This window comes from Paraburkholderia dioscoreae (assembly GCF_902459535.1).
Lineage (GTDB): Bacteria > Pseudomonadota > Gammaproteobacteria > Burkholderiales > Burkholderiaceae > Paraburkholderia > Paraburkholderia dioscoreae.
Genome location: NZ_LR699553.1, coordinates 3,442,524 through 3,468,735 on the forward strand (window position 1 = coordinate 3,442,524; position 26,212 = coordinate 3,468,735).

26 protein-coding genes, 1 tRNA gene and 1 riboswitch are annotated in these 26,212 nt (G+C 64.9%); of the genes, 7 read left to right on the top strand and 20 right to left on the bottom strand.

Annotated features, from left to right (window positions below):
• Positions 1-92 precede the first annotated feature (92 nt).
• Complete coding sequence (locus PDMSB3_RS15415; protein WP_007180842.1) at positions 93-821, top strand: class I SAM-dependent methyltransferase; 729 nt, start codon at positions 93-95, stop codon at positions 819-821.
• 142 nt (positions 822-963) lie between these two features.
• Here PDMSB3_RS15415 and PDMSB3_RS15420 read toward each other — a convergent pair whose 3' ends face one another.
• Genes PDMSB3_RS15420 through PDMSB3_RS15505 form a run of 18 tightly spaced genes read right to left on the bottom strand, consistent with a single transcriptional unit; the run spans position 964 to position 18,152 of the window.
• Entirely contained in the window at positions 964-1,407 is a 444-nt protein-coding gene (locus PDMSB3_RS15420) for a hypothetical protein (RefSeq protein ID WP_007180841.1), read from the bottom strand.
• 53 nt (positions 1,408-1,460) lie between these two features.
• Complete coding sequence (locus tag PDMSB3_RS15425) at positions 1,461-1,883, bottom strand: hypothetical protein (protein WP_007180840.1); 423 nt, start codon at positions 1,881-1,883, stop codon at positions 1,461-1,463.
• 35 nt (positions 1,884-1,918) lie between these two features.
• On the bottom strand, positions 1,919-3,160 hold the full coding sequence (locus tag PDMSB3_RS15430) for a beta-ketoacyl-[acyl-carrier-protein] synthase family protein (protein ID WP_165186815.1): 1,242 nt from the start codon (positions 3,158-3,160) through the stop codon (positions 1,919-1,921).
• A complete protein-coding gene (locus PDMSB3_RS15435) occupies positions 3,157-4,383 on the bottom strand; it encodes a beta-ketoacyl-ACP synthase (RefSeq protein WP_165186818.1) in 1,227 nt (408 codons plus the stop codon). The genes PDMSB3_RS15430 and PDMSB3_RS15435 overlap by 4 nt, the downstream gene beginning before the upstream one ends.
• Positions 4,383-5,108 (bottom strand): 3-ketoacyl-ACP reductase FabG2, encoded by a 726-nt coding sequence (locus tag PDMSB3_RS15440; RefSeq protein ID WP_007180837.1) that lies wholly within the window; start codon positions 5,106-5,108, stop codon positions 4,383-4,385. The genes PDMSB3_RS15435 and PDMSB3_RS15440 overlap by 1 nt, the downstream gene beginning before the upstream one ends.
• Positions 5,105-5,590 carry a hotdog family protein gene (locus tag PDMSB3_RS15445; protein ID WP_007180836.1) on the bottom strand — a complete coding sequence of 162 codons (486 nt, stop codon included), beginning with the start codon at positions 5,588-5,590 and terminating at the stop codon, positions 5,105-5,107. The genes PDMSB3_RS15440 and PDMSB3_RS15445 overlap by 4 nt, the downstream gene beginning before the upstream one ends.
• A gap of 8 nt (positions 5,591-5,598) precedes the next feature.
• On the bottom strand, positions 5,599-6,780 hold the full coding sequence (locus tag PDMSB3_RS15450) for a beta-ketoacyl-[acyl-carrier-protein] synthase family protein (RefSeq protein ID WP_007180835.1): 1,182 nt from the start codon (positions 6,778-6,780) through the stop codon (positions 5,599-5,601).
• Positions 6,777-9,185, bottom strand: a complete 2,409-nt coding sequence (locus PDMSB3_RS15455) for an MMPL family transporter (RefSeq protein ID WP_165186820.1) — start codon at positions 9,183-9,185, stop codon at positions 6,777-6,779. Before PDMSB3_RS15455 ends, PDMSB3_RS15450 begins: the two co-directional genes overlap by 4 nt.
• Complete coding sequence (locus PDMSB3_RS15460) at positions 9,185-9,874, bottom strand: outer membrane lipoprotein carrier protein LolA (RefSeq protein ID WP_007180833.1); 690 nt, start codon at positions 9,872-9,874, stop codon at positions 9,185-9,187. The genes PDMSB3_RS15455 and PDMSB3_RS15460 overlap by 1 nt, the downstream gene beginning before the upstream one ends.
• Complete coding sequence (locus tag PDMSB3_RS15465; protein WP_007180832.1) at positions 9,862-10,293, bottom strand: acyl-CoA thioesterase; 432 nt, start codon at positions 10,291-10,293, stop codon at positions 9,862-9,864. The genes PDMSB3_RS15460 and PDMSB3_RS15465 overlap by 13 nt, the downstream gene beginning before the upstream one ends.
• Positions 10,290-11,885, bottom strand: coding sequence for an HAL/PAL/TAL family ammonia-lyase (locus PDMSB3_RS15470; RefSeq protein ID WP_007180831.1), 1,596 nt, complete (start codon positions 11,883-11,885; stop codon positions 10,290-10,292). Before PDMSB3_RS15470 ends, PDMSB3_RS15465 begins: the two co-directional genes overlap by 4 nt.
• Positions 11,872-13,599 (bottom strand): glycosyltransferase family 2 protein, encoded by a 1,728-nt coding sequence (locus tag PDMSB3_RS15475; RefSeq protein WP_007180830.1) that lies wholly within the window; start codon positions 13,597-13,599, stop codon positions 11,872-11,874. Before PDMSB3_RS15475 ends, PDMSB3_RS15470 begins: the two co-directional genes overlap by 14 nt.
• The gene (locus PDMSB3_RS15480; RefSeq protein ID WP_165186823.1) at positions 13,596-15,437 is read right to left on the bottom strand and encodes an AMP-binding protein; all 1,842 of its coding nucleotides are present in this window, start codon (positions 15,435-15,437) and stop codon (positions 13,596-13,598) included. The genes PDMSB3_RS15475 and PDMSB3_RS15480 overlap by 4 nt, the downstream gene beginning before the upstream one ends.
• Positions 15,437-16,099, bottom strand: coding sequence for a COG4648 family protein (locus PDMSB3_RS15485; RefSeq protein WP_165186825.1), 663 nt, complete (start codon positions 16,097-16,099; stop codon positions 15,437-15,439). The genes PDMSB3_RS15480 and PDMSB3_RS15485 overlap by 1 nt, the downstream gene beginning before the upstream one ends.
• The gene (locus tag PDMSB3_RS15490; protein ID WP_007180827.1) at positions 16,099-16,350 is read right to left on the bottom strand and encodes an acyl carrier protein; all 252 of its coding nucleotides are present in this window, start codon (positions 16,348-16,350) and stop codon (positions 16,099-16,101) included. Before PDMSB3_RS15490 ends, PDMSB3_RS15485 begins: the two co-directional genes overlap by 1 nt.
• Before the next feature lie 3 nt (positions 16,351-16,353).
• Positions 16,354-16,653, bottom strand: coding sequence for a phosphopantetheine-binding protein (locus tag PDMSB3_RS15495; protein WP_007180826.1), 300 nt, complete (start codon positions 16,651-16,653; stop codon positions 16,354-16,356).
• Positions 16,628-17,422, bottom strand: a complete 795-nt coding sequence (locus PDMSB3_RS15500) for a lysophospholipid acyltransferase family protein (protein WP_007180825.1) — start codon at positions 17,420-17,422, stop codon at positions 16,628-16,630. Before PDMSB3_RS15500 ends, PDMSB3_RS15495 begins: the two co-directional genes overlap by 26 nt.
• Positions 17,406-18,152: a beta-ketoacyl synthase chain length factor gene (locus PDMSB3_RS15505; protein WP_007180824.1), complete on the bottom strand. Its 747-nt coding sequence runs from the start codon at positions 18,150-18,152 to the stop codon at positions 17,406-17,408. Before PDMSB3_RS15505 ends, PDMSB3_RS15500 begins: the two co-directional genes overlap by 17 nt.
• A gap of 595 nt (positions 18,153-18,747) precedes the next feature.
• Positions 18,748-18,965, top strand: a riboswitch (yybP-ykoY riboswitch).
• An 11-nt stretch (positions 18,966-18,976) separates the two neighbouring features.
• On the opposite strand from PDMSB3_RS15505, the gene PDMSB3_RS15510 reads away from it, so the two are divergent.
• A complete protein-coding gene (locus PDMSB3_RS15510; RefSeq protein WP_095418493.1) occupies positions 18,977-19,549 on the top strand; it encodes a TMEM165/GDT1 family protein in 573 nt (190 codons plus the stop codon).
• A gap of 295 nt (positions 19,550-19,844) precedes the next feature.
• Here PDMSB3_RS15510 and PDMSB3_RS15515 read toward each other — a convergent pair whose 3' ends face one another.
• Positions 19,845-20,549 (bottom strand): DUF4136 domain-containing protein, encoded by a 705-nt coding sequence (locus PDMSB3_RS15515; protein ID WP_165186828.1) that lies wholly within the window; start codon positions 20,547-20,549, stop codon positions 19,845-19,847.
• Positions 20,550-20,776: 227 nt separating this feature from the next.
• On the opposite strand from PDMSB3_RS15515, the gene pepN reads away from it, so the two are divergent.
• From pepN to PDMSB3_RS15540, 5 genes are all read left to right on the top strand, one after another.
• Complete coding sequence (gene pepN, locus PDMSB3_RS15520) at positions 20,777-23,473, top strand: aminopeptidase N (protein WP_007180821.1); 2,697 nt, start codon at positions 20,777-20,779, stop codon at positions 23,471-23,473.
• Positions 23,474-23,667: 194 nt separating this feature from the next.
• Positions 23,668-23,949, top strand: coding sequence for a type II toxin-antitoxin system RelE/ParE family toxin (locus PDMSB3_RS15525; RefSeq protein WP_007180820.1), 282 nt, complete (start codon positions 23,668-23,670; stop codon positions 23,947-23,949).
• A gap of 16 nt (positions 23,950-23,965) precedes the next feature.
• Positions 23,966-24,421: a HigA family addiction module antitoxin gene (locus tag PDMSB3_RS15530; protein ID WP_035517940.1), complete on the top strand. Its 456-nt coding sequence runs from the start codon at positions 23,966-23,968 to the stop codon at positions 24,419-24,421.
• A gap of 134 nt (positions 24,422-24,555) precedes the next feature.
• Complete coding sequence (locus PDMSB3_RS15535) at positions 24,556-25,572, top strand: class 1 fructose-bisphosphatase (protein ID WP_007180818.1); 1,017 nt, start codon at positions 24,556-24,558, stop codon at positions 25,570-25,572.
• A 55-nt stretch (positions 25,573-25,627) separates the two neighbouring features.
• Positions 25,628-25,703 (top strand) — tRNA-Thr (locus PDMSB3_RS15540).
• Positions 25,704-25,815: 112 nt separating this feature from the next.
• On the opposite strand, the gene PDMSB3_RS15545 is transcribed toward PDMSB3_RS15540, so the two are convergent.
• Entirely contained in the window at positions 25,816-26,124 is a 309-nt protein-coding gene (locus tag PDMSB3_RS15545) for a hypothetical protein (protein WP_232064204.1), read from the bottom strand.
• Positions 26,125-26,212: the final 88 nt, after the last annotated feature.

Sequence of the window (26,212 nt, forward strand, 5' to 3'; positions counted from 1 at the left end):
GGGCTTGCCCGGAGCAGCGATTCGCTGCATCCTTACATCTCGTTGCAATTACACTCTGACAGCAACAACGCCAATTCGCCGGGGAGCCCAGCGTGTCGCCATCCGAAACATCCAGTGTCCCCTACGTGCCGGAAACGGCTTTCGGGATCTGGTTCCTGCGTACCTACACCTGGGAGCACCATGTGTTGCGGGTCGCGATCAACGACCTCAAACGCCTCATCGACACACCGTTGCCCGAGGCGCCGGTGATCGTCGACGCCGGCTGCGGCCAAGGCCTGTCGTTCCGTTTGCTCGCCGAAGCATTCAGGCCGCGGCGCATTGTCGGCATCGACTTTCACGAGCCGTCGTTGACGCTTGCCGCACGAGCGGCCGGCGCCTGCCGCGACAAGCTCGCCGATATCGAACTGCTGCACGGCGACTGCGCGACATTGCCGCTGCCCGACGCAAGCGCCGATATCGTGTTCTGCCACCAGACCTTCCACCATCTCGTCGAGCAGGATCGTGCGCTCGCCGAGTTCCGCCGCGTGCTCAAACCCGGCGGCGTGCTGCTGTTCGCCGAGTCCACGGACGCGTACATCAAATCGTGGGTGATCCGGCTGCTGTTCCGTCATCCGATGCAGGTGCAAAAGAGCGCCGACGGCTACCTCGACATGATCCGACGCGGCGGCTTCAGCTTCGGCGAGCGCAATGTTTCGCTGCCCTACCTGTGGTGGAGCCGCGCGAAAGACTTCGGTCTTCTCGAACGGCTCGGCCTGTATCACCCGCAACCTGGCAAGCGTCGTGAAACGCTGGTCAATGTCGCGGCGGTCAAAACCGGTTGATGTGCAACGAAGCACACAGCGTGACGTAGCAAGCCACGAGCCCGGTGCGGTAAAACAGCGCGAGGCGGCGGCAACTCGCCGCCTTCCTGCCTTGCTCGCGCCGATCCGCACGGGTCCGCGCTCCCTTGCACTCACTTGCCCCCTACTTGCGCAGCGTCACCACTTCGCCCGTCAAAGCCACGCCGGCGATCACCGCGCCCGCGCCACAGGTGTATTCGGTCGCGCTCTCACGCAATTCGTTCTTGTAGTTGCTCTTGATGTTGATCACCGCATTGCCGCCTTCCTTGCGCGCACGTTCCTGCAATTCGATCACCGCCGAGAGGAAAACGTGCTGACAGGCCTGCAAATCGCTCTTGCCGAACGCGTTGGTCTTCTTGTTGGTCGCGAATTCGCCCATCGTCTTGACGACAGCCGGATGGTGCTGACCTGCGAAATACAGCGCGACGTCGTCGCTCACTTTGCCGGGTTCGCTGTGCAAGGCCTGATCGAGCGGATAGTAGTTGACCGTATCGCGGGCAAAAGCCGGCGCGGCGCTCAATGTGGCGAACGAAGCAAACAATGCGGCAAACAGCACATAACGTTTCATCGAGACTCCTTGGTGGTTGTTGTTGCTCTGGTGAGTTCTATTTCCGATCCGGCTCAATTCGATTCCAGCACGACGAGTTGTCCCTTCACCGCGATCGCGGCGGCGCTGGGGCTGACCCCGCAGGTGAATTCGGTCGATGAATTGCTCTCGGTGCTATGAAAGCGCGTGGACACGTCGATTACAGCGTTAGCGTGGCGTTCGCTTGCCGCCGCGCGCAACTTCTGCACCGCTTCGGCGAGCGCTTCGTGGCAGGCGTCGTCAGGCCCGGCAACCTTGCGCGCGATCCGCACCGAGTACGACACGTCGCCCAGTCGAGTCCTGACCGCCGGGTGGTCCTGCTGGCCGAAATACACCGGCACGCCGCCGCGCGATTCGCCGGCGGCCGCCGCGAGCGGCAACGACTTCACCTGGGTGGCGCATCCCGCCTGCGTCAACACCACCACCGCCAGTGCGCCCAATACAGCTGTTCTTTTCATTTTTCTTGCCCTCGTTTTTTAAAGTCGCGGCCGTTTCAGCCGCCCTGCCATGCTTCGAACATCAGGCTCGCGCAACTGCCGCCGAACCCGAATGAAACCGACATCGCCGTGCCGATGCGCGCCTCGCGCGTGGCACGCACAAGCGGCATGCCGTCCACGGCCGGCTCCGGCGTGTCGATGCCCGCCGTGCCCGCAATGAAGCCGTCGCGCATCATCAGCAGTGTGTAGATCGCCTCGTGCGCGCCGCAAGCGCCGAGCGGATGCCCCGTCATCCCCTTGGTCGATGAAAACGCCGGCACGCGACGATCGAACGCCGCGCCGAACACTTCGCTCAGCGCGCGTAGTTCCTCCGTATCGCCGAGCGGCGTCGACGGTGCGTGCGTGTTGACGTAGTCGGGCCGCTTGCCCGCTTCATGCAACGCGCCGCGCATGGCGCGCGCGATCCCCGCCGCGCGCGGCGCGACCATGCCGGCGCTGTCCGTGCAGTCGCCGAATCCGGTGAGTTCCGCGTAGATGCGCGCGCCGCGTGCGAGCGCGTACTCGAGTGATTCGAGCACCAGCACGCCGCCGCCCGACGCGATCACGAAACCGTCGCGCTCCGTGTCGTAAGGACGTGACGCGCGCTGCGGCGTGTCGTTGAAGCGGCGCGACAACGCGCCCATCGCGTCGAACATGAGCGTCATGTTGTCGTGCAGCGACTCGCTGCCGCCGGCCAGCACGATCTGCTGGCGGCCGGTCTGGATCAGTTGCATCGCCTGGCCGATCGCGAGCGCCGAGGTCGTACACGCCGATGACGGCGAATAGCTGACGCCTTCGAGCCCAAACACCTGCGCGACATTCGCCGACGCGGTGCTGCTCATCGCATGCGGCACCGTGTACGGCGGCACCTTGTCGACACCGCGAGCGTGTGCGGTTGCCATCGCCGCGTCGTAAGTGGACATCGTGCCGACGCCCGAACCGATCACCGCGCCGGCGCGCGGCGAGCGCAACGCCGCGGCATCGAGCCCGGCGTCGCTGATCGCGTTGCGCGCGGCGTGACAGGCGAACCGCGCCGTGTCGCCCATGAAGCGTTCGAGCTTGCGCTCAAACGGCGGTTCATTCACAACCGACGCAACGCCCGCCACCTGGGAAGCGAAGCCGCGCTCGCGCCAGGCGTCGATCCGCTGAATGCGCGAGCGGCCTGCGCGCAACGCGGCGGAAACCTCGTCGAGCGTATTGCCGAGACACGACACGATCCCCATGCCGGTCACGACCACGCGTTGCAGCGCCATGCTCATCGAACGCGCCTGAAAATCAGCGACGTGTTGATGCCGCCGAACGCAAAGTTGTTGCTCATCACGTATTCGGCATCGATCTCCCGGCCTGCGCCGGCGATGTAATCGAGCGGCGCACAGGCCGGATCGACCTGGGTCAGGTTCAAGGTCGGCGCATACCAGTTGCGCTTCATCATCTCGATGGTCCACCAGGCTTCGAGCGCGCCGCACGCGCCGAGCGTGTGGCCGACATAGCTCTTGAGCGAACTGATCGGCATGTGCGCGCCGAAGGTCTGCGCAGTCGCATGGCTTTCGGCAATATCGCCGCGATCCGTCGAGGTGCCGTGCGCATTCACGTAGGCGATCGCTTCAGGCGCGAGTTGGGCGTCCTTGAGCGCGAGTTGCATCGCGAGCGCCATCGTTTCGGCGGTCGGCTGCGTCATATGCGCGCCGTCCGAGTTGCAGCCGAAGCCGACGATCTCCGCATGAATCCGCGCACCGCGCGCCACCGCGTGCTCATAGTCTTCGAGCACCAGGGTGGCCGCGCCTTCGCCGACCACGAGGCCGTCGCGCGCGGCGTCGAACGGACGCGGCGTCAGATGCGGCTCGTCGTTGCGCGTGCTGGTGGCGTACAGCGTGTCGAACACGGCGACCGCCGGGCCCGACAGTTCCTCCGCGCCGCCCGCCAGCATCAGCGTCTGCTTGCCGGTCTGGATCGCTTCATACGCATAGCCGATCGCCTGGCTGCCCGAGGCACACGCGCACGAGGTCGGAATGATCCGCCCTTTCAGATCCCAGAACAGGCTGACGTTGACCGCGGTGGTGTGCGGCATCATCTGCACATAGCTGTTGGATGTGACGTCGCTCATCGAGCCGGTTTCGAGCATCGTGCCGAAGGCGCGGATCGGCTGCACCGAGCCCGACGACGAACCGTACGCGACGCCCATGCGGCCGTCCTTGATGGTGGCGTCGTCGGCGAGGCCCGCGTCGGCAAGCGCCAGTTCGCTCGCGCGCACCGAGTACATCGAGACCGGTCCCATCGAGCGGGTCTTCTTGCGCGGATAGTGCGCGGGCAACGTGAAGCCCGGCAACGGACACGCCAGCCGCGTATGCAACGACTCGAAGTAGTCCCATTCGGGCATGCGCCGCACGGCGTTCACGCCGCTCTTCAGACGCGTTTCGATCACGTCCCAGCTGTCGCCGAATGCCGTGACGCCGCCCATGCCGGTAATGACGACGCGCTTCATCAGATCATCCCGCCGTTCACGCCGATCACCTGGCGCGTGACATACGAGGCCGCATCCGACATCAGGAAGCTGACCACGGACGCCACCTCGGCAGGCTGGCCGACGCGGTTCATCGGCACCGTCTTCAACACCTGTTCGAGCGGCAGCTCGTCGAGCATGCCGCTTTCGATCAAACCCGGCGCGACGCAATTGACGGTGATGTTGCGCGTCGCCAGTTCGACCGCGAGCGCCTTGGTCGCGCCGATCAGGCCGGCTTTCGCCGCGCTGTAGTTGACCTGGCCGCGATTGCCCATCACGCCGGACACCGAAGCGATCGTGACGATACGGCCGCCCTTGCGGGCTCGCACCATCGGCATGGTCAACGGATGGACGACGTTGTAGAACGAGTCCAGACCGGTTTCGATCACCACGTCCCAGTCTTCGCCGCTGAGCGCGGGGAACGCGGCGTCGCGGGTCACGCCCGCGCTGCACACGATGCCGTAATACGGACCGTTCGCCGCGACGTCCGCTTCGAGCACTTCGCGGCACACGGCGCGCTCGCGCACGTCGAATTGCAACACACGCGCCGTGCCGCCTTGCGCGGCGATGCCCGTCGCAACCGCGTCGGCCTCGCTGCGCCCCGTGCGGCAATGCACGGAGACCGCGAAGCCGTCGGCGGCCAACTTGTACGCAATCGCGCGGCCAATGCCACGGCTTGCGCCGGTAACGAGAACACGCCGGCTCATGAACTGAAACTCCCTTCGATGAACGACTGAAAATCAGCCGGTTGAAAAACCTTGATGACGGCTTCCGCGCAGTCCGCGTCGCCATGCCGGATGGTGCATTCGTAGGCGCCGTGGCCTTCTTCGCTGCGCAGCAGTTCCATGACGTGGATCGACAACTGCGCGCCGGCGGCAAACGACGCCCGCAGTGCCTTGTAGCTGCGCGAGCCGAGCAGCACGCCCGGCCGCGCGCGGCCGCCGCCGCGCATGGCCAGCAACGCGACGTGCGCGGCGATCGCCTGCGCCATCAGTTCGATGCCGATCCACGCGGGCATGGCGCCATCGGCGTCGGCATACCAGGCGTCGGCGCGCACGGTGGCGCGCGCGCTCAGCGTCTGTTCGTCGAACGTTTCCACGGCGTCGATCAGCAGCATGGTGCCGCGATGCGGGATGATCGCCTCGATCGGCTGCCGGACCAGTTCCTGAACGGTGGGCGGCGGGTTCATGGCATGGCTCATCGGGCAAGAATCAGGCTGACATTGCTGCCGCCGAAAGCAAATGAATTGCTCATTGCGTACTGCGCGCCATCTTGCGGCAAAAACCGCTCGCTTTCCACGAGATCCAGCGGCGGCAACGCCGGATCGGCTTCACCGTCCCACAGATGACGCGGCAACGGCACGTTGTCGCGCCCCAGCGTCAGCCAGGCGAAGCCGAGTTCGGTGGCGCCCGCCGCGCCGAGCTGGTGGCCGGTCAACGGCTTGGTGCCGCTCGTCGCCACGCCGCCGGGAAAGACGCGCGACATCAGGCTGGCCTCCATCGCGTCGTTCTTGCGCGTCGCGGTAGCGTGCAGATTCACATAGCCGATCGCCGACGATTCGACACCCGCATCCGCGAGCGCCGCGCGCAGCGCGAGTTCACCGCCCACGCCCTGCGGGTCCGGCGAGGAAATGTGATACGCATCGCTCGATTCGCCCACGCCCGCGACGCGCACCGCCGCCTCGTCGCGGCTCATGAGGAACACGGCCGCGCCTTCGCCGACATTGATCCCGCAACGATTGCGGCTCATCGGGTTGCTGCGCACGTTGCTAGTCGATTCGAGCGACGCAAAACCCTGCACCGTCAGCTCGCACAGCGAATCGACACCACCCACCACGACCGCATCGCACAGTTGCAACTGCAACAGCCGGCGTGCCGACGCAAAGGCTTTCGCGCTCGACGTGCACGCGGTCGAAATGGTGAACGCCGGACCGTGCAGGCCGAGCACGGCGGCGGCGAACGGCGCGGCTGTGCCGATTTCCATCTGCCGGTAGTTGAAGTTCGCGGGAAGATCGCCGGCCTGCGCCTGATAGACGAACGCGGCTTCGGCGGCCTCGATGCCCGACGTGCTGGTGCCGAGCACCACACCGACGCGATGCGCGCCGTAGCGCTCGCGCGCCGCTTCCACAGCAGGCGCGATCTGCGCCAGCGCGGCGAGCAGCAAGCGGTTATTGCGGCAGTCGTAGCGAGCGAGTTCGGCGCGCGGCGCCAGCTCCAGCGGCGCGAGCACGCTGCCGACGAACGCCTCGCCGATCCCCGTATGCGCGTTCGCCATACCCGGCGAACGACCGGCGGCAAGCGCCGGGACAATGCTTTCGAGGTCGCCGCCGAGCGCGTTGATCATGCCGAGCGCGTGCAAATAAACTGATGGCGCCTTCATGCGGCCCCCCTTGATTCCGATGGCATGCCGATCGGCGCGAGCAGCACCGAGACCGCGATGCCGAGCGCGAGCGTCGCGCCAAAACTTTTCAGCGCGGGCATGGCGCTCATGCCGAGCATGCCGAACGACAACAACGTGGTGGCCGCCGACAACAACACGCCCGTCCACACCGCGCCGAGGTCGGCGTCCGCGCGCAGGCAGCCTTCGCGCAGGAATACGGCATAGTTTGCGCCTACGCCGAGCACGAGCATGAGCGCGAGCCAGTTGAACAGATTGAGCGGCACGTGCGCGTAGCCGAATACGGCGAGCGTGACGCCCACGGCAAGCAGCACCGGCAAAGCCACGGCGACGCCGCCACGCATGCGGTAACGCAGCATCAGCAGAACGAGCACGAGGGCCAGCGCGCCGCCGAGCCACCAGCCGCTATCCACGCGATACGCGCCGAACAGTTTCGACACGCTGGCTGCCTTGTCGACGAACACGACGCCGGGCAAGCCTTCCGCCAACGCGATCAATGCGGGTTCGTTCCGCAGCGTCACGCCTTGCGGAATGACGACCGCGGCATAGGCTTTCGTGGCTGCATCGACTTCGCCGAGCCAAAGGTGTTTGTACGGTTGCGACCACGGCGCCGCGAGCCACGTATCGACCGTCAGCGGTGCTTGCGGTTTCGCGTACGCGGCAAGCCAGGCGTCGGCGACTTCGTCCTTGAAGCCGGCTTGCAGTAGCGTGGCGCGCAACGCGGCACGGTCGTCGAACACGTGTTGCGCGAGCAACGCGCGGTCTTCATTCTGCTGTTTCGCCGACGGCACGAATTGCGCAACCGACTGATAACTGCCGACCTTGTTCGCGGTCCCGTTCAATGCATCCAGCTTCGTGCCCAACGCTTCGGCGCGTTGCAGCACGAGTTCGGGCGTCTCGCCGCGCACGACGAAAAACTGCGCGCTGTTATCCACGCCGACCGCCGCGCGCACCTTGTCTTCCTGCGCGACGAGCGCAGGATCGCGCTGGATCAGCAGATGGATATCGTCGTCGCTGGTCAGACGCAGCCAGCCGGGAATCGCCAGCAACAACAGCAACGCCGCGACGAACCACGCCCGCTTGCCGCCGATCGTGCGATGCCACACCGCCAGCACGCGCGCCGCGCCTGCAAACACGCGCTGCGGGCTGCGTTTAGGCGCGCGCGTGAGCAACGCGGGCAGCAGCCACAACACGGACGCGAACGCCGTCGTGATCCCTGCAATCGCGAAGCAGGCAATCTGCTTGAGCGCGGGAAACGGCACCCACGTGAGGATTGCGTAGCCGAGCAGACTCGTCGCGAGCGCCACGCTCAGCGCGGGACGCACGGCGCGCGCGCCGCGCCGTGCGTCCCAGTCACGCTGCGCGCCGAGATACACCACGAAGTACTGAATCGAATAGTCGACCGCTTCGCCGATCAGGCTTGCGCCGAACACGAGCGTCAACAGATGCAGCTTGCCGAAAATCAGCATCGTCACCGCGAGCGCGCAAACTATGCCGAGCGCGGTCGATACGAAGCCGAGCAATAGCAGACGCGGCGAGCGGAACACCCACATCATCAGCAGCGCGATACCGCACAGCGATGCAATGCCGATCAGATGCACTTCATGTTCCGACGCGCTGCGCGCCGCTTCCGCGTAAAACACGGCACCTGTTCGCGCCACCGAAACGTCGGGGAACGACTGCTTCAAGGCGCTTTCGCCCTGAGCGAGCGCCGCCAGGACGGCGTGCTGCGTTTTCGTTTCGTACGCCGAACCCGGCAGCGTCGCGACGATCAGCACGCTGGTGGCGGCGCCGTGATGCGAAACCAGCATGTTGTCTTCGAGTTCGAGATTCGAGGTGGCAAGCGGCAGGCCGCCGAGCCAGTGTTCGAGCCAGCCGAACGGATCGTCGGCGAGCGGCGTGGTGAGTCCGCCGCGCAGTGGGCTGTAGAGGCGCTGCGCGAGCGTGTCGTGCAACGTGCTGCCCGCCGCGCCACTGGCCAATGCCGTGCGGTCCGCCGGCGCCAGCAGGCCGAAGCGGTACGGCATGTACAGCGCCGCGATTTGCGAGAGATCGAACGGCGGCAATTCCGCCGTCACCGAACCGAACGCGCCGCTCTTTTGCAGCGACGCACCCAGCTGTTTCGCGGCCGCCTTCGCGTGCGCGTCGTCGTTGCTCGTGACCAGAAAAACCGTGCGGTCGCCAAGCGCGCTCGCCAGCGTATCCACGGCCTGTTCGGCGACGGGGTCGGCCTCGGTCGCGGGTAATAGCGCGAGCAGATTAGTTTGCAGCGGCGACGGTCCGGCGAAACGCCAGCCGCAATACAGTGCCGCCACGAGCGCGAGCAGCAGCCACGCGGCGCGCACGCCCCATACCTGTTTCGGCGACCGCTGTTGCAGCATCTCCATTACGGCGCCCCGAGCAGGCCGCGCTCAGTCGCACTGAGTTCGGTCACGGCCGCGCTCTTCGTGAAGTCGAGTTGGGTGACGTCGCCATTTGCCAACGTGATGCGCAGGCTCTGCAGATAGTCGCCGCCGCTCATCGCCAGACCTTTGATCGACTGCGCGATCTGCGGCTGATTCGGCGTGAGCTGCATGCGCCATTGCGCGGCGTTACCCTGGGCTTCCACGTCGAATTGCGAGTACAGCGCCGACAGATCGCCGCCGAGCATCGCACGCATCATCTTCGAGACTTGTGCGACGCCGCGCGTGCCCTGTGCGCTGTGAGCCGCGACGCGCTGGCCGTTCGCATCGACTTCAACCACGCCTGCGTCGGTGATTACGTAGGTGGCTTTGTATGGCTTGTCGATCTGCCAGATCACGCCGCGCTCGCGGAAGAACAACAGCGAGCCGGTACTGACGAGCGGCTGCTTCATCGCAGCCAGCGTTTGCGTCTGCGTGAATTGCGCGCGCACGCCCCGCGCCTGCGCGAGATGCGCGGCGATCTGCGAGACGAGTGCGGGGTTGCCGGGCGCGGCTTCTTTCGTCGACACCGCCGACGCAGCCTGCGTCCATACGACTGCCGCGGCGAGCACACTCGCCACACTCAGCGCGCTCAATGTGCTCACGATCACCGCGCGCAAATTCACCGTCCCCATACGCGCTCCAGCTTGTCGAACACGACCGGCGGCGAGACGAACTGCAACTCCTGGGTGGCGGCATCGACCGCGACCTGGATCGTATAGCCCTTGGTCAGGCGCGTGCCGGACGCGCAATCGACGATTTCATAGCCTATTTTCAGGCGGTTTTCGTGTTCGATCAGTTGCGTGCGTACTTCGATCTGCTGACCGTAGGTAGCCGGCCGCACGTATTTCAGATGCGCTTCCACGATCGGCCACAAGTAGCCGGAAGCCTGCATCTCGCGATAGTCGTAGTCGAAAGCGCGCAGCAGCGCCGCGCGGCCAATCTCGAAGTACTTCAGATAGTGCCCATGCCAGCACACGTTCATCGCGTCGACGTCGTGGAACGGCACTTCCACCGTCGCGCTCGCGCTCAGCACTTTGCGGGAACCTGTCATGCGTCCGGTCCTCCGCGATAGTCTTGCAGTAGATCGCACGCGGCAATGCGGGCGGTCAGTGCGCGCAGTTCGTGTTCGAGCGCGCGGTCTTCGTCGACGAATGGCGACTGCGCGCCCACGCTCTCCATGAACGTTCGCAGCGGCGCGGGAACCGGCGTTCCACTATCGATCTTCAATCGCAGACGGGCAGCTTGCACGGTTGCGAGCGTATGCGCTGCCGCCACCTGTTCGGTCAGTTCCAGCACGCGCAGGCAGTCGCGCGCGGCGATCGTGCCCATGCTGACCTTGTCCTGGTTGTGCGCCTCGGTGGAGCGCGAGAAAACACTGGCGGGCATGGTGTTCTTCAATGCTTCGGCGGTCCATGCGGACGACGAAATCTGCACCGCCTTGAAACCGTGATTGATCGCGGCGCGCGCGGACGTGGCGCCCGACAGATTGCGCGGCAAGCCGTTATTGAAATTGACGTCGACGAGGAGCGCCAGTTGCCGGTCCATCAGATCGGCGAGATTGGCGATCGCGACCTTCAGCGAGTCCATCGCGAAAGCGATATGACCGCCGTAGAAGTTGCCGCCGTGCAGCACGCGTTCGTTGTCCGGATCGATCAGCGGGTTGTCGTTCGCGCTGTTCAGTTCGTTCTCGACGTCGCGGCGCACCCACGAAAGCGCGTCGCGCGCCACGCCGATCACATGCGGCGAGCAGCGAATCGAATATCGGTCCTGCAGACGGTGGCCCGGCGTGTCGTCGCGCCCGGCCAGGTCGTCACGGATCCATGCCGCCGCTTCGGCCTGACCGGCGTGCGGCTTCACTTCGAACAGCATCGCGTCGAAATGTGCGGCACGGCCGTCGAGCGCGACCGTGCACAGCGCCGTCAGGCGCGCGGTGAGCCGCGTGAGATGATCGGCGCGCGCAAACGCGAGACAGGCGAGACCCGTCATCACGGCGGTGCCGTTCATCAGCGCGAGCCCTTCTTTCGGCGCGAGCGTAAGCGGCGTTTGACCGAGTTCGGTCCACACTTCACGCACATCGCGCAGGCGCCCTTTGAACATCACGTCGCGCTCACCCGCGAGCGCGGCGGCCACATACGAAAGCGGCGTGAGATCGCCGCTCGCACCGACCGAGCCTTCCGACGGAACGCACGGCAACACGCGATGATTGACCAGATCGGCCAGACGTTCGAGCAACACCGGACGCACGCCGGAAAAACCGTATGCGAGCGAGTTGAGCCGCGCGGCGATCACCGCGAGCGTCTGCGCCTCGTCGAGATACTGGCCCATGCCGCAGCCGTGATAGCGCGTGAGTTGCAGCGGCAATGCTTCGACCAGTTCCATCGGCACGTCGACCACGCAGGCGTCGCCGTAACCGGTGTTGACGCCGTACACGGTCGCGCCCGCGGCCAGATGCCGGCGCAGAAAATCCGCGCCGCGCTGGATGCGCGCGCGCCACGCCGGATCGGCGCTCAAGGCGACCGGCGCGCGGTGCTGCGCAATCGCGACGACCTCTTCGATCGTGAGCTTGCGCCCGCCTATTACGACTGCTGTCGTGTTCACATTTGCGCCCGCATCCGGCACATCGATCAGATCATGTTCGGCCATTCGCGCCTCGCTTGGGGCTGGCCCAGAAATCGAAGAAGTTGAACCATTGATAAGGTGCCTTGCGGCAATAGTGTTCGAGACGCACGGCATAACGTTGCGCCCACGCGGCGAGATGCTGCGCGCGTTCGCGGCGCGGCAGTTCGATGCGCTCCGCGAACGGTTCGAAATAAAGACGGTAGCCGTCGCGCTCTTTCAGGCAGAAGAACAGATAGACCGGGCAGCCCAATGCATGCGCGAGCACATACGGGCCTTGCGCGAACGGCGCGGTGGAGCCGAGAAATCGTGCTTCAGTCGTGCGGCCTGCTTCGTGTGCGGGCACGCGGTCGCCGACGATCACCAGCAACTCGCCGGCGTCGACGCGCTCCTGCATCATCATCGCGGTCTCGGGTCCGAAGTCGCGCACTTCCAGCAGATGCCGCGCGAACTCGCTATTGGCCGAAGCCAGCACGCTATTGAAGCGGCGCGCGTGGTCTGTATAGACGACGGCCGTGACCTTCGCGTAAGCGCCCTGAGCGGCGAGCGCGCGGGTCATCTCCAGATTGCCGAGATGCGCGCCGATCACGAGCGCGCCCTTGCCGCTCGCTACCAATGCTTCGAATGCCGAAGGATCTTCGAACTTGACGTCGGCATTGTTGACGCGGCCCGACCAGGCCGCGAGCTTGTCGAAGCCCGATTGCGCGAACGCCAGCATATGGCGGTACGCGGACAGCCAGCCCGGACGCGGCGTACCGCCTTGCGGCGCGGCTTCGCCGAGATGTCTGAAATAGTTGCCGGAGGCCTCGCGCGCGGCGCGGCCGGTCAGCAGAAAATACGCGACGATCGGATGCAGCCAGAGCGCGGCGAAGCGCCGGCCGAACAGCTTGCAACTGAGCGCGAGCAGCGACATGCCCAGGTGGCTGCCGCGTTCGGCGATACGCCACCAGTCCTGTTCGTTCCGTTCGCTGTATCCCTCTGCGGACTCGGTGCGGCGCGGCATCACCTTATGCGCGAGCAGCATGGGCAGACGCCACAGCATGCCGAACACGAGCCGCGTATGACTGCGGCTGATGCGCACGTTGTCCCACAGCACGTCGAAATGCGAGACGCCGTCGGTCGCATAGGTGACGCGTGTCGGAATCGAGCGGAACGCGGCGCGCCGCCAGTACAGACGCACGAGGATCTCGATGTCGAAGTCCATGCGGGTGGGCAGTCGCACGCTGTCGATCAGACTGCAGGCCAGCGCCAGCGGATAGAGGCGAAAGCCGCACATCGAATCGCGGATCGTCAACGAAAGCGTTTCGATCCATACCCACACATGCGTCAGATAGCGGCCGTAGAGACGCGCTTTCGGCACGCTCTCGTCGTAGACCGGGCGGCCGAGAATCACCGCGCCCGGTTCGGCGCGCGCGGCTTCGATGAAACGCGGTACGTCGGTGGCGTCGTGCTGGCCGTCGGCGTCGATCTGCAAGGCGTGCGTGTAGCCCGCCTTGCGCGCGGCGCGCAGCCCCGCCATCACCGCCGCGCCTTTGCCGCCGTTGAGCGGCAGGCGCAGCAGCGTGAGCTGCCCCACGTACTGCTGCGCGAGCGCGGCGAGCACCTGCTGGGTGGCCTCGTCGCTGCCGTCGTCGACGATAAAAAACGGCAGGCCGTGAACCGCGAGATGAGCAATGGTCGCGCCGATCGCGTCCTTATGGTTGTAGATCGGAATGACGATGCATGGGGAGAAGGTCTTCACGCCGGCGCCCCGTAGACGATCACGCCGGACGCGCAATCACGGCCGTTCACACGGTACGCGAACTGCACGCGCCGGCGAGCCGCGTCGTGAGCGAGCGTGAGCTTGAGCACGGCGCCCGGCGGCACCGGCGCCATGAACTTCAAACGATCGATCGACGCCAGCGCGCGCACGGCCGGCAAGTGGTCGGCGGCGAGGCGCATCGCCCAGTCGATCTGAACGACGCCGGGCAGAATCGGCAGGCCGGGAAAATGGCCGGCGAAATGCACGAGCGCGGGCGGCACGCGCAACTCGTAATGCAGCGTATCGCCGCTGCGCGCTTCGGCCAGCACTTCGACACCTTCGCTGCGCGGTTCGAAGGCGGCCGCCACGGTGGCCACCGGCAGTTTGCCGCGCGCGTCGAACGGCAGCGTGACGCGAAAACGCCAATGGCGCGGCAGCACCACGACGTCGAAATATTCGGCGAGATGCCGGCGCAATATTTTCGCGAGCGCCACGCGGCCTTCGTCGCGCAATGCTGCGCCGCCCGCTTCGGTCAGCGCCACGACGGCGCCGACGCGCTCGCGCGAGGCGCCGGCCAGCGGCACGATCGCCGCTTGCGCGACATACGGATGCAGCGCGAGGCGCGCTTCCAGTTCCGGCAACGACACGCGTTTGCCGTCGAGCTTGAGCACGCGGTCGAGCCGGCCTTGCAGGCGGAAACGGCCGTCGGCGTCGAAAGCGATCTTGTCGTCGGTGCGATGCCAGCCCGTGTGATCGAGGTGTGGCGAGCGGACGTTGAGCGCGCCGTCTTCGTCGCGGCGCACGTCGATTCCGCTCACCGGTTGCCAGGCGTCGGTCTGATCCTGGCGCCGCCACGCAATGCCGCCGGTTTCCGTGCTGCCGTAAATTTCGAGCGGCGCCGCGCCATAGGCGGCGGCGTATTCCTGCGCGGCTTCAGGCGCCAACGGGCCGCCCGACGAAAAGAACGCGAGCGGCGCCGGCGTCAGGTCGGCAAAGCCGGGCAACGCGGGCCAGCGCGACAGTTGCGCGGGCGTCGAAACGATCACCGCCGCGCCGCAATGTTCGATCTGCGCTTGCAGATGCAACGGCTCGATGCTGACCGCACGGTCGAAGGCACGGCCGGCGGCAAGCGGCCACAACACGCGAAACAGCAAACCGTAGATGTGGTGATGCGGCACGCTCGCGAGCACGGTCGCGTCGCCGACCAGCGCGCCCCACTGTTTTTCCAGCGTGTGCACTTCGGCGTTGAATTGCGCGAGTGTCTTGCGGATCGGCTTGGGGCGGCCGCTGCTGCCGGATGTGTAAAGCGTGAGCGGGGCGTTGGGGTCGATCGTATAAGCGGCGCTCGACGTGTGCGCCGGGGCCGCCTCGGCGTTTCTGGTGCCGGCGTCGGCTCCGGCGTTGCCTGCCGCTGCTGCGTTGACGTCGACGCGCGTGTTGAAGCCGGTATCGGCATGGGTTACTGCGTTGACTTCAGCTTCGGCGTTGACGCTGACGTTGGCTCCAGCAGCAAGCTCGAACGGCGGCAAATCCGCATCGGTCAACACCGCTTCGTAAGCATCCGCGAGATCGGCCAGATAGCCCGGCGTCGCATTGGCCGGAATCACCGGCTCCTTGCCGCACGCGAGCAACGCGAAGAGCGCGCAGGCGAAATCGAACGGATCGTCGATACAGAGTGCGTAGCGTTGCGCGGCCTGCGTCTGCACGAGCGCGATCAAAGCGGCGACGCGCGCGCGAAACGCCGCGCGATCGAGCACCATGGCGCCATCCCGGCAAACGGGCGCCCGCAGCGCGGCGCTCTCATGAACCGCCGACAACAGATCATGCAACGCGATCATTAGGCCGCCTCCGAACGCGCGGCGCGCGGCAGCACGACCAGGTAACGCCAGACGACCTCGGCCGCCAGCAGCACGCCGATCAGCCCATAGGCGATCGCTCCGTTATAGAGCGACCAGCTCGCACGGCTCCAGTACAGCGCCGTATAAGCGGAAAACACGCCGTTCAGCGCGAAGAATCCACACCACACCTGGGTCACGCGCCGCGTATGGCGCACCGCGCCCGGCGCCAGGTCGGGATTGCCGAGGCGTGCGAATTTTTCGATCATGGACGGCCCGCGCACGAGCGTCGCGCCGAATGCGATCAGCAAACCCAGATTGACGAGCGACGGATAAAGACGCAACAGCAGTTCGCTATTGGTGAGCACGATGGCCGCCGACGCACAGCTCAGCAAGCCAGCCACGGTCCAGTCGATCGTGGAGAGCCGCCGCAGCGAGGTCGCGACCGGGCCGCTGCCGGCCCAGCGCTGCAGCCACAGGATCGCGAACAGCATGCAGCCCACATAGCGCGGCGTGTCCCAGCGCCACGCGCACAGGATCAGCGCGGGGTACGCGAGCTTCAGCAGCACCTGCACGACGGTTTTGCCCAGGCGACGCCCGGTGCCGGGCGAGGCATCGGCGGCCTGCTGCGGCGCCGCTTGCGTTCGCGGGCGTGCGGCGCACATCAGCCTTGTGCCGCCAGCAGGGATTCGACCGCCCCGATCACGTCGCCGACAGTGCGCACCGACTTGAACTCTTCCGGCTTGATGCGGCGTCCGGTCATTTCCTGCAGTTTGATCGCGAGGTCGACGGCGTCGATGCTGTCGAGATCGAGGTCTTCGAACAGATGCGCTTCGGGCGTGACACGCTCGGGCTCGATCGCGAAGTTCTCTTTGAAGATGGCGCGGATGCGCTCCAGAATCTCTGCCTCGGACACGATTTATTCCCCTTTTCTGGTTGTTTCGTTCACAGCGTGCACCGCTTCGCGCTGGCTCGCCACCAGCGCCGCGAGCGTGTTGATCGAGCGGAAGTGTTCGCGCGTGCGCTCGTCGTTCGCCGCAAGGGTCAGTTGGTATTGTTTGCGCAGCACGATGCCGATTTCGAGCGCGTCGATCGAATCGAGACCGATGCCGTCGGTGTCGAACAACGGCGCATCGTCGTCGATATCGGCCGGGCTCAGGTCTTCCAGATCGAGCGCTTCGATCAGAAGCTGTTTAATTTCCAGTTTTAAAGAATCCATAATCGAACAGGTGCTGAGTAATGTGTGCTTCGACGGCGCTCGTCACGCTGCGCGCCGCAAGAGCCGGTGGAGTGTCATGGGCCGCGAGCTGGTCGACGCCGAGCGGTTCGAGCACGTTCACGCGGATTCTGAACGCGCGCGCCGGCACGTCGTACCAGCGCATCTGCTTGGTGAAGGCGGGCGGATCGCAATCCATCAGCACCGGGACGATCGGTGCGCCGGCTTTCAGCGCCATGTGCGCGAAACCGCGCGAAAAAGCATGCAGCCGGTTCGGCGCGGGGCTGCGCGAGCCTTCCGGAAAAATGATCATCGTATAGCCCGCCGCCAGTTGCTTCGCGCCGGCCTCGACGAGCTCCGCCGGGTCGGCATTGCTGACGTATTCCGCCGAGCGCACGATGCCCCAGAAACACGGGTTGCTCCAGTGCGCGTTTTTCACCACGCAACAGGCATGCGGCGTGAGCGACAGCAGCACCATCACGTCGAGATAGGTCGGGTGGTTGGCAACCACGATCGCCGGGCCGTCCGCGCGCAATGCGCGCATGCCCGACACTTCGAGTTCCATCACGCCGACGCGCTGCAACACCGCGACCAGCGCGCGGAAAAACCAGTGGATCACGCTCGTCACCGCGAACTGTCGCGATGCGCGGTGCGGCCACACCCACGCAAGCGGAAACACCACCACCGAAAACAGCATGCCGCACACGCCGAAAACCACGAAGGCCATGCCGGTCGCGCAGAATCGCCAGCAATAATCAAGCCGCGCGGTCATGCCAACTCCAATGCCAACTGGCGTCGGCACCTTGCCAGGCGGCGGGCAGCCCGGTCTCCAGGCAGTGCTGCAGCGCCTGGCTCTGGGTCGCGAAGAAGCTGGGCAAGCCGGCGCGGTGCCCGCCGGCGGGCTGGTTCGCGCTGGCTTCATGCGCCGACGCGGGCTCCCGCGCACCCGCGCGGCAGACCATGCACACCAGTTCGGCCGTCGCCGTTTCGCTATCGAGCAGGATCGCGATCGCGCCACCCGGCACTTCGTCTTCGATCGTGCCGTACGCGGCGTCGGCCGGTTCGTCGGCGTAGACCAGCAGCAACGGCGAATCCTGCTGCGTGGCATATTGCGCGTGCGCTTCCAGCAGCGCGTAGCCGAGCGTTTCGGCGCCGGCGGAAATCGCGCTCGCCGCCGACCGGTCGCCGCGCGCAATGCCGAACACGCCGGTCATCGCATTGAGCACGGACAGGCTGAAGGCGGTCGGCGACACCGGCTCGCCCGCGCTGATGGCACGCAAGATATCCGTGGTGCGCCGCAGTTCCCCGTGGCGCGAAGCGAACACGACCCGCGCCGCGTCCGCGGCGACACAATCGTGCGCAACCTTGAGCGCCACTCGCGACAGAGTGCTCAGACGACGCCGCACGATCGGCTCGATGAAGCCAATATCGGAGGCGGCAGATGCGGCAGCAGGCCAGCTAGACCAGCGAGCGACCGGAATGGTCCAGTGCAGATCGGGCATATCGGTGTTCGCGCGTAGAAGCGAGGAGGCTGAAGCGCCTGACGGAATACGGCACCGTCACAGCGTGTACGCGCCGCGCGGACCGGCAATCTCCAGCCGGGGTCGATCCAATCTTCTTATCTTATATAGGGTTCAGCCAATTAACGGCACTTGGCCCCGATTATTTAGGCACCCTCGCCAGTTTGTCTGGAGAATTGCCTCGGGCTCCCTGTGGTCGCCGGGAATCATACTGAATATTCTGGGATAAATCAGCCACAAAAGACGTATCCATCTGTATCCGTATCTCTCATGCGACGTTCGGCGAAAAAGCCGTCACTCGCACCTCCGACGCGATTTCCCGCTACACGCACAAACGCAAAACCACTGGCGGCGGGGCTTGCAGTCGATACGGACATACAAGCATTTCGTCGTCATCCGCCCATACTTTCATTTAACTTTCTTAAAAAGTGTTTCAGATTGGCTAGTTTCGGCTCCGTCTTCGCCCTGGTTTCCAAATGGCCGGCGCATAGCCCGCGTCAAATCCACAGTCCGGGCAATGCAACGGCGCGTGCGGCTGACGCAATCCATTATCAGGCGCGGCCACGCCTGTTATACTCCGTCCCTCATTGGGGAGTAGCCGCCTCGCGGCACGTCCGCACCGCTGTCATCGGGTGCGTCGCACGTGTGGTTCGCGGGGGCGCCTGTCAACAGACTTGGCCTGTACGGCCATGGCAGCCGCAGCCTCTGGCCTGGCGAGACCGATGATCCACACACCGCCGCAACAGGGCCCGGCGGTGTCGTGGGTCGTCGCTCGTTCATATCTCGGCCCGGGGAATCAACACACCGTGGATCACGCTTTTCTCATTTCGACCGGAGCGGTCGCGCTCGCCGAGATCGGCGACAAGACGCAATTGCTTTCGCTCGTCCTCGCGGCCCGCTACCGCAAGCCGCTGCCGATCATTCTGGGCGTGCTCGCCGCCACGCTCGTGAATCACGCCTGCGCGGGCGCGCTCGGCGCGTGGCTCGGCTCGCTGCTCACGCCGACCATCATGCGTTGGGCATTGGCGGCATCGTTCATCGGCATGGGGCTGTGGATTCTCGTTCCAGACAAACTCGACGACGAAGAGGCCAATACCAGCCGCACGCACTTCGGCGTATTCGGCGCGACCGTGGTGACGTTCTTTCTCGCGGAAATGGGCGACAAGACGCAGATCGCCACGGTGGCCCTCGCCGCGCGTTTCCACGATTTCTTCGGCGTGGTGGCGGGCACCACGCTCGGCATGATGATCGCCAATGTGCCTGCGATCCTGCTCGGCGACCGTTTCGCTCATCGACTGCCGACCAAGCTCGTGCATGGCATCGCGGCGGTGATGTTTGTCATTCTCGGGACGATGGCGCTGTTCGGTGTGGGCGTTTAGGCGAATGTCGGCCAGCAGATCGGGCGGGTAGCGCAAGGCGCCACGGCAAGGAATTAGCGGCCGGGTCCGCTGAGTCACTCAGCACTCAGGCAGCGCGTGGTCAGCATCTGGCCGCCGTGCGCGGCGCGGCTCGCTTGCGGGTCGCTCGCGCGGCGATTGATTCGAGCGCCGTGGTGCTTCTTCGGGCTCGATCCGGTATCAGCAAAACAGGCGGCCCGGCAAGAATGATTGCCGGGCCGCTCGTCTTCTTTGCTGCCGGCGAGCGCGTTAGAGCGCGCCGCCAGTCGCGCGTGACCTACTGAACGACTTTCGCACCGGAGGCCGGTGCCGGCGCAGCGGCAGGCGCGGCGCCGGTAGCGGCTATTTCGTTCGATGCCCCGCCGTTCTTGTCGACCGGAATCTTCACGGTGTGGACCACGCCGTTACCGAGCGGGAAATCAGCCAGCGCGCTACGCGCCAGATACGGCATGGCCCGGACCAGCGACGATTCGCCGCCCGAATTGCGCGCCGTCACGTTGTAGACCTCCTTGCCGGTTGCCCGCTCGGTGATCCGTATGCCCAACAGATGCGTGAAGATAGGATAGCTCTGGTTCACGTACGTGGCGGGGAAGCCACCCCACGGCCCCCACGGATCGAACGGCCGGCCCCAGCCCCAATATGGCGCCGGCCACGGGTTGTAATACACCGGCTCCGAGACCGTCACCATGTCCGAACGGATTCCGTACGAGAGTCCGACCAGATAGCGTGCCCGCGCGTTGTCGACCTGGCGGAAAGAATGCGTGGCGAGTTCGTTCGCGACAAAACGCTCGTAGGTGCTGAGCTCGAGATTGCTCTGCTGGTCCGCCGCCCGCGTGAACGCATAGGTGCGGGTGGCGTCGCTACCGCTCCAGTCTGAGAAGGCCGTGACCTGCGTGGTGACGTAGGTCGTACAGCCGGAAAGCAGCACCGCCAGCCCGGCTAGCAGCAGCGTGGCGCGGCGGGTCCATCGATCGATTTTCATGGTCTACCTCGTGAAGCCTCTCAATGTCTCTGTATTGTCCGTCATGACCGGCCCGGCCGGCGTGCAGGCTTTTGTACCAGGCGGGCGCCCGATAATACGCTGACTGGCAAATTCGGTAAAAAGTTCGCCCCGCACGATTCGCCGAGGCTTTGTACAATGGTTCGACATGCCCGGCTCGTGCGTCAGAAGCGCGCGCGCCGACTCGAGTTCCAACACTACAGAACGCCATGGCCGATACCGCAACGCCCAATGTGATTCGCCGCGCCGACTACGCGCCGCCCGCCTTTCTGATCGACACCGTCGCGCTGGAGTTCGATCTGGTTCCTGAACGCACGGTTGTCCGCAACACGATGCGCGTGCGCCGCAATCCGGAAGCCGCGCGTGCCGCGCATCTGGAACTGATGGGCGAACAGTTGGAGTTCGTGGGCGCCGAGGTCGACGGCCAGCCGTTCGCCAATGCTCACGCGCACGACCACGGCCTGCTGCTCGACAACGTGCCGGATCAGTTCGAACTGACGCTCACGAGCATCTGTAATCCGGCTGCGAACACCACGCTGTCGGGTCTCTACGTGTCGGGCGGCAACTTCTTCACGCAGTGCGAGGCCGAGGGCTTTCGCCGCATCACTTACTTCCTCGACCGCCCGGACGTGATGGCGACCTTCACGGTCACGCTGCGCGCCAGCAAGGCGGATTATCCGGTGCTGCTGTCGAACGGCAACCTGCTCGAAGAAGGCGATTTGCCTGACGGCCGCCACTTCGCGCGCTGGGAGGATCCGTTCCGCAAGCCGAGCTACCTGTTCGCGCTGGTCGCCGGCAAGCTGGTCGCGCTGGAAGAACGCGTAAAGAGCGGCTCGGGCAAGGAAAAGCTGCTGCAGGTGTGGGTCGAGCCGCACGACCTGGACAAGACCCGTCACGCAATGGACTCGCTGATTCATTCGATCCGCTGGGACGAGGAACGCTTCGGGCTCGAACTCGATCTGGACCGCTTCATGATCGTCGCCGTAAGCGACTTCAACATGGGCGCGATGGAGAACAAGGGGCTCAACATCTTCAACACGAAGTACGTGCTGGCGAATCCCGAAACGGCAACCGACACCGACTTCGCGAACATCGAGGCCGTGGTCGGCCACGAGTATTTCCACAACTGGACCGGCAATCGCGTGACGTGCCGCGACTGGTTCCAGTTGAGCCTGAAAGAAGGCCTGACGGTATTCCGCGATCAGGAGTTCTCGGCCGACATGGCCGGCGGCGCGACCGACGAAGCCGCGCGCGCCACCAAGCGCATCGAGGACGTGCGCGTGCTGCGCCAGATGCAGTTCGCCGAAGACGCGGGTCCGATGGCGCATCCTGTGCGCCCGGAAAGCTACGTCGAGATCAACAACTTCTACACGATGACCGTCTACGAGAAAGGCTCGGAAGTCGTGCGGATGTATCAGACGCTGTTCGGCCGCGACGGCTTCCGCAAGGGCATGGACCTGTACTTCAAGCGCCACGACGGCCAGGCCGTGACCTGCGACGATTTCCGTCATGCGCTCGCCGACGCGAACGGCCGCGATCTTGCGCAATTCGAGCGCTGGTATAGCCAGGCCGGCACGCCGCGGGTGTCCGTGCGCACGCAGTACGACGCCGCGCAGCAACGCTACAGCGTGACGCTCACGCAAGGCTATGGCGAAGCCGCACCGGCCGCGCGCGAAACGCAAAAGGGTCCGCTGCTGATTCCGTTTGCGATCGGCTTGATCGGCAAGGACGGTCGCGACCTGCCGCTGCAACTGGAAGGCGAAGCGCAGGCCGGCAAGGCGACCACGCGCGTGCTCGAATTCACGCAGACCGAACAGACCTTCACGTTCGTCAACGTGGCGCAAGAGCCGTTGCCTTCGCTGCTGCGCAATTTCTCGGCGCCGGTGATCGTCGAATACGACTATTCGGCGGAACAGCTGGCATTCCTGCTTGCCCACGACCGCGACCCGTTCAACCGCTGGGAAGCCGGCCAACGGCTCGCCACCCGCGAGCTGCTCACGCTCGCCGGGCGCGCCGCCACGGGTGTGCCGCTGCAGCTCGACGATTCCGTGGTCGCCGCGTTCGCACGCGTGCTGACCGACGAAACGCTCTCGCCTGCGTTCCGCGAACTCGCGTTGATGCTTCCTTCGGAAGCGTATCTGGCCGAGCAGATGGCCGAATCGAATCCGGCGGCCGTGCACGCCGCGCGGCAGTTCGTGCGCAAGCGTCTTGCCAATGCGCTCAGGGGCGACTGGCTCAACGTGTACGAGCAGCATCGCACGCCGGGGGCGTACGAAGCCACGCCTGAAGCGTCCGGTCATCGCGCGCTGAAGAATCTCGCGCTGTCGTATCTCGCCGAACTGGACGATCCGGCAGAGGCCGTGCGTCTCGCGTCCGCGCAATACGATGCGGCGAACAACATGACCGACCGCTCGGCGGCACTGTCCGCGTTGCTCAATGCGTCGGCGGCCAACGGCGGCAGCGCCGAGGCGCAGCAGGCGCTGGACGACTTCTATCGGCGCTTCGAAAAGGAACCGCTCGTGATCGACAAGTGGTTTGCCTTGCAGGCCACGCAGCGCGGCAGCGCGCAGCGTCCGGTGATCGACGTCGTGCGCAAGCTGATGGCGCACCCGGCCTTCAATCTGAAGAACCCGAACCGCGCGCGCTCGCTGATTTTCAGCTTCTGCGCGGCGAACCCGGCGCAATTCCATGCCGAAGACGGCTCGGGCTACGCGTTCTGGGCCGACCAGGTGATCGCGCTCGACGCCATCAATCCGCAAGTGGCCGCCCGCCTCGCCCGCTCGCTGGAATTGTGGCGCCGCTTCACGCCGGCGCTGCGCGACGGCATGCGCGCGGCGCTGGAGAAAGTGGCCGCGCAGGTCAAATCGCGCGACGTGCGCGAGATCGTGGAGAAAGCGTTGGCGTGAGATCCGCCTGAGCACTGTTGTCGCATCGAAAGCCGGCACGCGTTGCCGGCTTTTTTTCGCCTTGTGCTCGCCGGGCCGGCGGCGAGCGGCTACAACGCCGGCCATCTGGACGACTGGTCGGCTCGCGCCGGCGGGGTGAAAGTAAACGCATTCATTTAACGGTTTACGTTTAACGCACAGCGTTATATCATCCCATGATCACGACATTCGGCGACAAAACTACGGCGAGAATTTTTCAAGGCAGGTTCGTGTACTCACTGCCGCTTCACATGCAAACGCTCGCGCACCGCAAGCTGCTGCTGATCGACGCCGCAGAGTCCGTTTGCGATCTGCACGCGCCGCCGGGCAACCGGCTGGAAGCGTTGCAAAGCCAGCGCAGCGGGCAATGGAGTATCAGGATCAATGCGCAATGGCGCCTCGGTTTTCATTTCGTCGACGGGGAGGCACTGAATGTCGAGATTGTCGACTATCACTGATTATTGGGAGACCGGCATGGTCATCAAACGCTCCGATCTGGACAGCATCGATTTCTCGGGCATCGACTCCGGCAACAGCATCCCGGAAATCCATCCGGGCGAGATTCTGCGCAGCGAGTTTCTCGAACCGCTCGGCATGTCCGTCAATGCGCTCGCGCTCGCACTGCGCGTGCCGGCGCCGCGCATCAACGACGTCGTGCGCGGCAAGCGCGCCGTCTCGGCGGACACCGCGCTGCGACTCGAGCGCTACTTCGGCGCGAGCGCGCAGTTCTGGCTCAACCTGCAGATCGCTTACGATCTGCGCGTCGCCACGGCGGCCGCCGGCGCACAGATCGAACGTGAAATCGAACCCATGCCGAAGGCGGAGCGCCCGAAACTGCCGAAGGTTTCGAGCGACCACGCGCGGGCCGCAGCGCTCGCGGCGAGCGTGAGCGGCAAGATCACGGCCGGCAAGGCACGCCGCAAAACCTGAATTCCGCCGCGTATCGGTGTGTCCGGCGGGTGTGTCCGGCGGCGTTGCCGTACACGGTTCCCACGCAAAAGCACGGAGCCGACACAACGAACGGTTAAAATCCGAATATTCCTCAAGCCTCCCGGAGTACAGCAATGGCTTTGCAACGTCGTACCACTCTCACGAAGTACCTGATCGAGCAGCAGCGCGAGACCAACAATCTGCCGGCCGACCTGCGCCTTTTGATCGAAGTCGTCGCGCGTGCGTGCAAGGCGATCAGCTACCACGTCAGCAAGGGCGCGCTGGGCGACGCGCTCGGCACGGCGGGCAGCGAGAACGTTCAAGGCGAAGTGCAGAAGAAGCTCGACATCCTGTCGAACGAAATCCTGCTCGAAGCGAATGAATGGGGCGGCAACCTCGCAGGCATGGCGTCCGAGGAAATGGAACAGTTCTTCCCGATCCCGGCGAACTATCCGAAGGGCGAATACCTGCTCGTGTTCGATCCGCTCGACGGCTCGTCGAACATCGACGTCAATGTTTCGATCGGCACCATCTTCTCCGTGTTGCGCTGCCCGGACGGCCAGCAGCCTACCGAACAGTCGTTCCTGCAACCAGGCACGCAGCAGGTTGCCGCAGGTTATGCGGTATATGGTCCGCAAACCGTGCTGGTGCTGACCACCGGCAACGGCGTGAACTGCTTCACGCTCGATCGCGAACTCGGCTCGTGGGTGCTCACGCAAAGCGACATGCGCATTCCGGTCGAAACGCGTGAATATGCGATCAACGCTTCGAACGAGCGTCACTGGTATCCGCCGGTTCAGCAATACATCGGCGAGTTGAAGGACGGCAAGGAAGGTTCGCGCCAAAGCGACTTCAACATGCGCTGGATCGCGTCGATGGTGGCGGACGTGCACCGCATTCTGAATCGCGGCGGCATCTTCATGTATCCGGCCGACAAGCGTACGCCGGACAAACCGGGCAAGCTGCGCCTGATGTACGAAGCCAATCCGATGGCCTTTATCGTCGAGCAGGCAGGCGGCGCCGCGACCAATGGCGAGAAGCGCATTCTGGACATCCAGCCGAAAAGCCTGCATGAGCGCGTGGCCGTATTCCTCGGCTCGAAGAACGAGGTCGACCGCGTTACCCGCTACCATCTCGAAACAAAAAAGTGAGTTCAGGGGCTTGCCAAGCTCATAAAGAAGTCCCTATAATCTCGTTTCTCCTGATGCCGGAATAGCTCAGACGGTAGAGCAGCGCATTCGTAATGCGAAGGTCGGGGGTTCGATTCCTCTTTCCGGCACCAAAAGATTCAAGCAAAAAGCCCAGTCATTGCGACTGGGCTTTTTGTTTTTAGGTCTGCTTTCCTGATTCTGCGAGCACTGCTGCGAAAGGCGAAAGCAAACAACAGCGCCGTCTCACCCACCCGACCCCCGCCGGTCGAATTGCGCCGTGACAAAAAGGTTACGCGCCACGACCGTATCTTCCGCGCGCTTTTCCACACGCGTCGGTTCCATCCGCTGAGTGCCGTAAGCCGCGACCGCTTCCTGCGGTGCCGAAGAAAACCACAAAATCCGGCCGGCGCACTCGATTCCGACCTGATGACCTTTCCAGTACACAGCGTTTTCCATGGCGCAACTCTCTGAAGGGCGAAGACTGCCATCTTCCGCGCCTATGGCGGCGCGTCCGTTATCCACCGCACTCTCGGCCGCAGATAGCTGCTTCAATGATAGGCGGTGACTCCTGGTTGAAGGGTTCCGCGCGGATTGCACGCATCGTGCGCGCTGACCTCACCTTCACTGGCATCATCGCCAT

Coding starts and splice junctions, on each gene's coding strand:
- PDMSB3_RS15435 (WP_165186818.1), bottom strand. CDS start 4,383: ATGAAGCGCGTCGTCATTACCGGCATGGGCGGCGTCACGGCATTCGGC.
- PDMSB3_RS15465 (WP_007180832.1), bottom strand. CDS start 10,293: ATGACAGGTTCCCGCAAAGTGCTGAGCGCGAGCGCGACGGTGGAAGTG.
- PDMSB3_RS15425 (WP_007180840.1), bottom strand. CDS start 1,883: ATGAAAAGAACAGCTGTATTGGGCGCACTGGCGGTGGTGGTGTTGACG.
- PDMSB3_RS15505 (WP_007180824.1), bottom strand. CDS start 18,152: ATGCCCGATCTGCACTGGACCATTCCGGTCGCTCGCTGGTCTAGCTGG.
- pepN (WP_007180821.1), top strand. CDS start 20,777: ATGGCCGATACCGCAACGCCCAATGTGATTCGCCGCGCCGACTACGCG.
- PDMSB3_RS15495 (WP_007180826.1), bottom strand. CDS start 16,653: ATGGATTCTTTAAAACTGGAAATTAAACAGCTTCTGATCGAAGCGCTC.
- PDMSB3_RS15515 (WP_165186828.1), bottom strand. CDS start 20,549: ATGAAAATCGATCGATGGACCCGCCGCGCCACGCTGCTGCTAGCCGGG.
- PDMSB3_RS15525 (WP_007180820.1), top strand. CDS start 23,668: ATGATCACGACATTCGGCGACAAAACTACGGCGAGAATTTTTCAAGGC.
- PDMSB3_RS15420 (WP_007180841.1), bottom strand. CDS start 1,407: ATGAAACGTTATGTGCTGTTTGCCGCATTGTTTGCTTCGTTCGCCACA.
- PDMSB3_RS15480 (WP_165186823.1), bottom strand. CDS start 15,437: ATGATCGCGTTGCATGATCTGTTGTCGGCGGTTCATGAGAGCGCCGCG.
- PDMSB3_RS15450 (WP_007180835.1), bottom strand. CDS start 6,780: ATGAAGGCGCCATCAGTTTATTTGCACGCGCTCGGCATGATCAACGCG.
- PDMSB3_RS15440 (WP_007180837.1), bottom strand. CDS start 5,108: ATGAGCCGGCGTGTTCTCGTTACCGGCGCAAGCCGTGGCATTGGCCGC.
- PDMSB3_RS15460 (WP_007180833.1), bottom strand. CDS start 9,874: ATGGGGACGGTGAATTTGCGCGCGGTGATCGTGAGCACATTGAGCGCG.
- PDMSB3_RS15485 (WP_165186825.1), bottom strand. CDS start 16,099: ATGTGCGCCGCACGCCCGCGAACGCAAGCGGCGCCGCAGCAGGCCGCC.
- PDMSB3_RS15500 (WP_007180825.1), bottom strand. CDS start 17,422: ATGACCGCGCGGCTTGATTATTGCTGGCGATTCTGCGCGACCGGCATG.
- PDMSB3_RS15445 (WP_007180836.1), bottom strand. CDS start 5,590: ATGAACCCGCCGCCCACCGTTCAGGAACTGGTCCGGCAGCCGATCGAG.
- PDMSB3_RS15470 (WP_007180831.1), bottom strand. CDS start 11,885: ATGGCCGAACATGATCTGATCGATGTGCCGGATGCGGGCGCAAATGTG.
- PDMSB3_RS15455 (WP_165186820.1), bottom strand. CDS start 9,185: ATGGAGATGCTGCAACAGCGGTCGCCGAAACAGGTATGGGGCGTGCGC.
- PDMSB3_RS15535 (WP_007180818.1), top strand. CDS start 24,556: ATGGCTTTGCAACGTCGTACCACTCTCACGAAGTACCTGATCGAGCAG.
- PDMSB3_RS15530 (WP_035517940.1), top strand. CDS start 23,966: ATGGTCATCAAACGCTCCGATCTGGACAGCATCGATTTCTCGGGCATC.
- PDMSB3_RS15430 (WP_165186815.1), bottom strand. CDS start 3,160: ATGAGCATGGCGCTGCAACGCGTGGTCGTGACCGGCATGGGGATCGTG.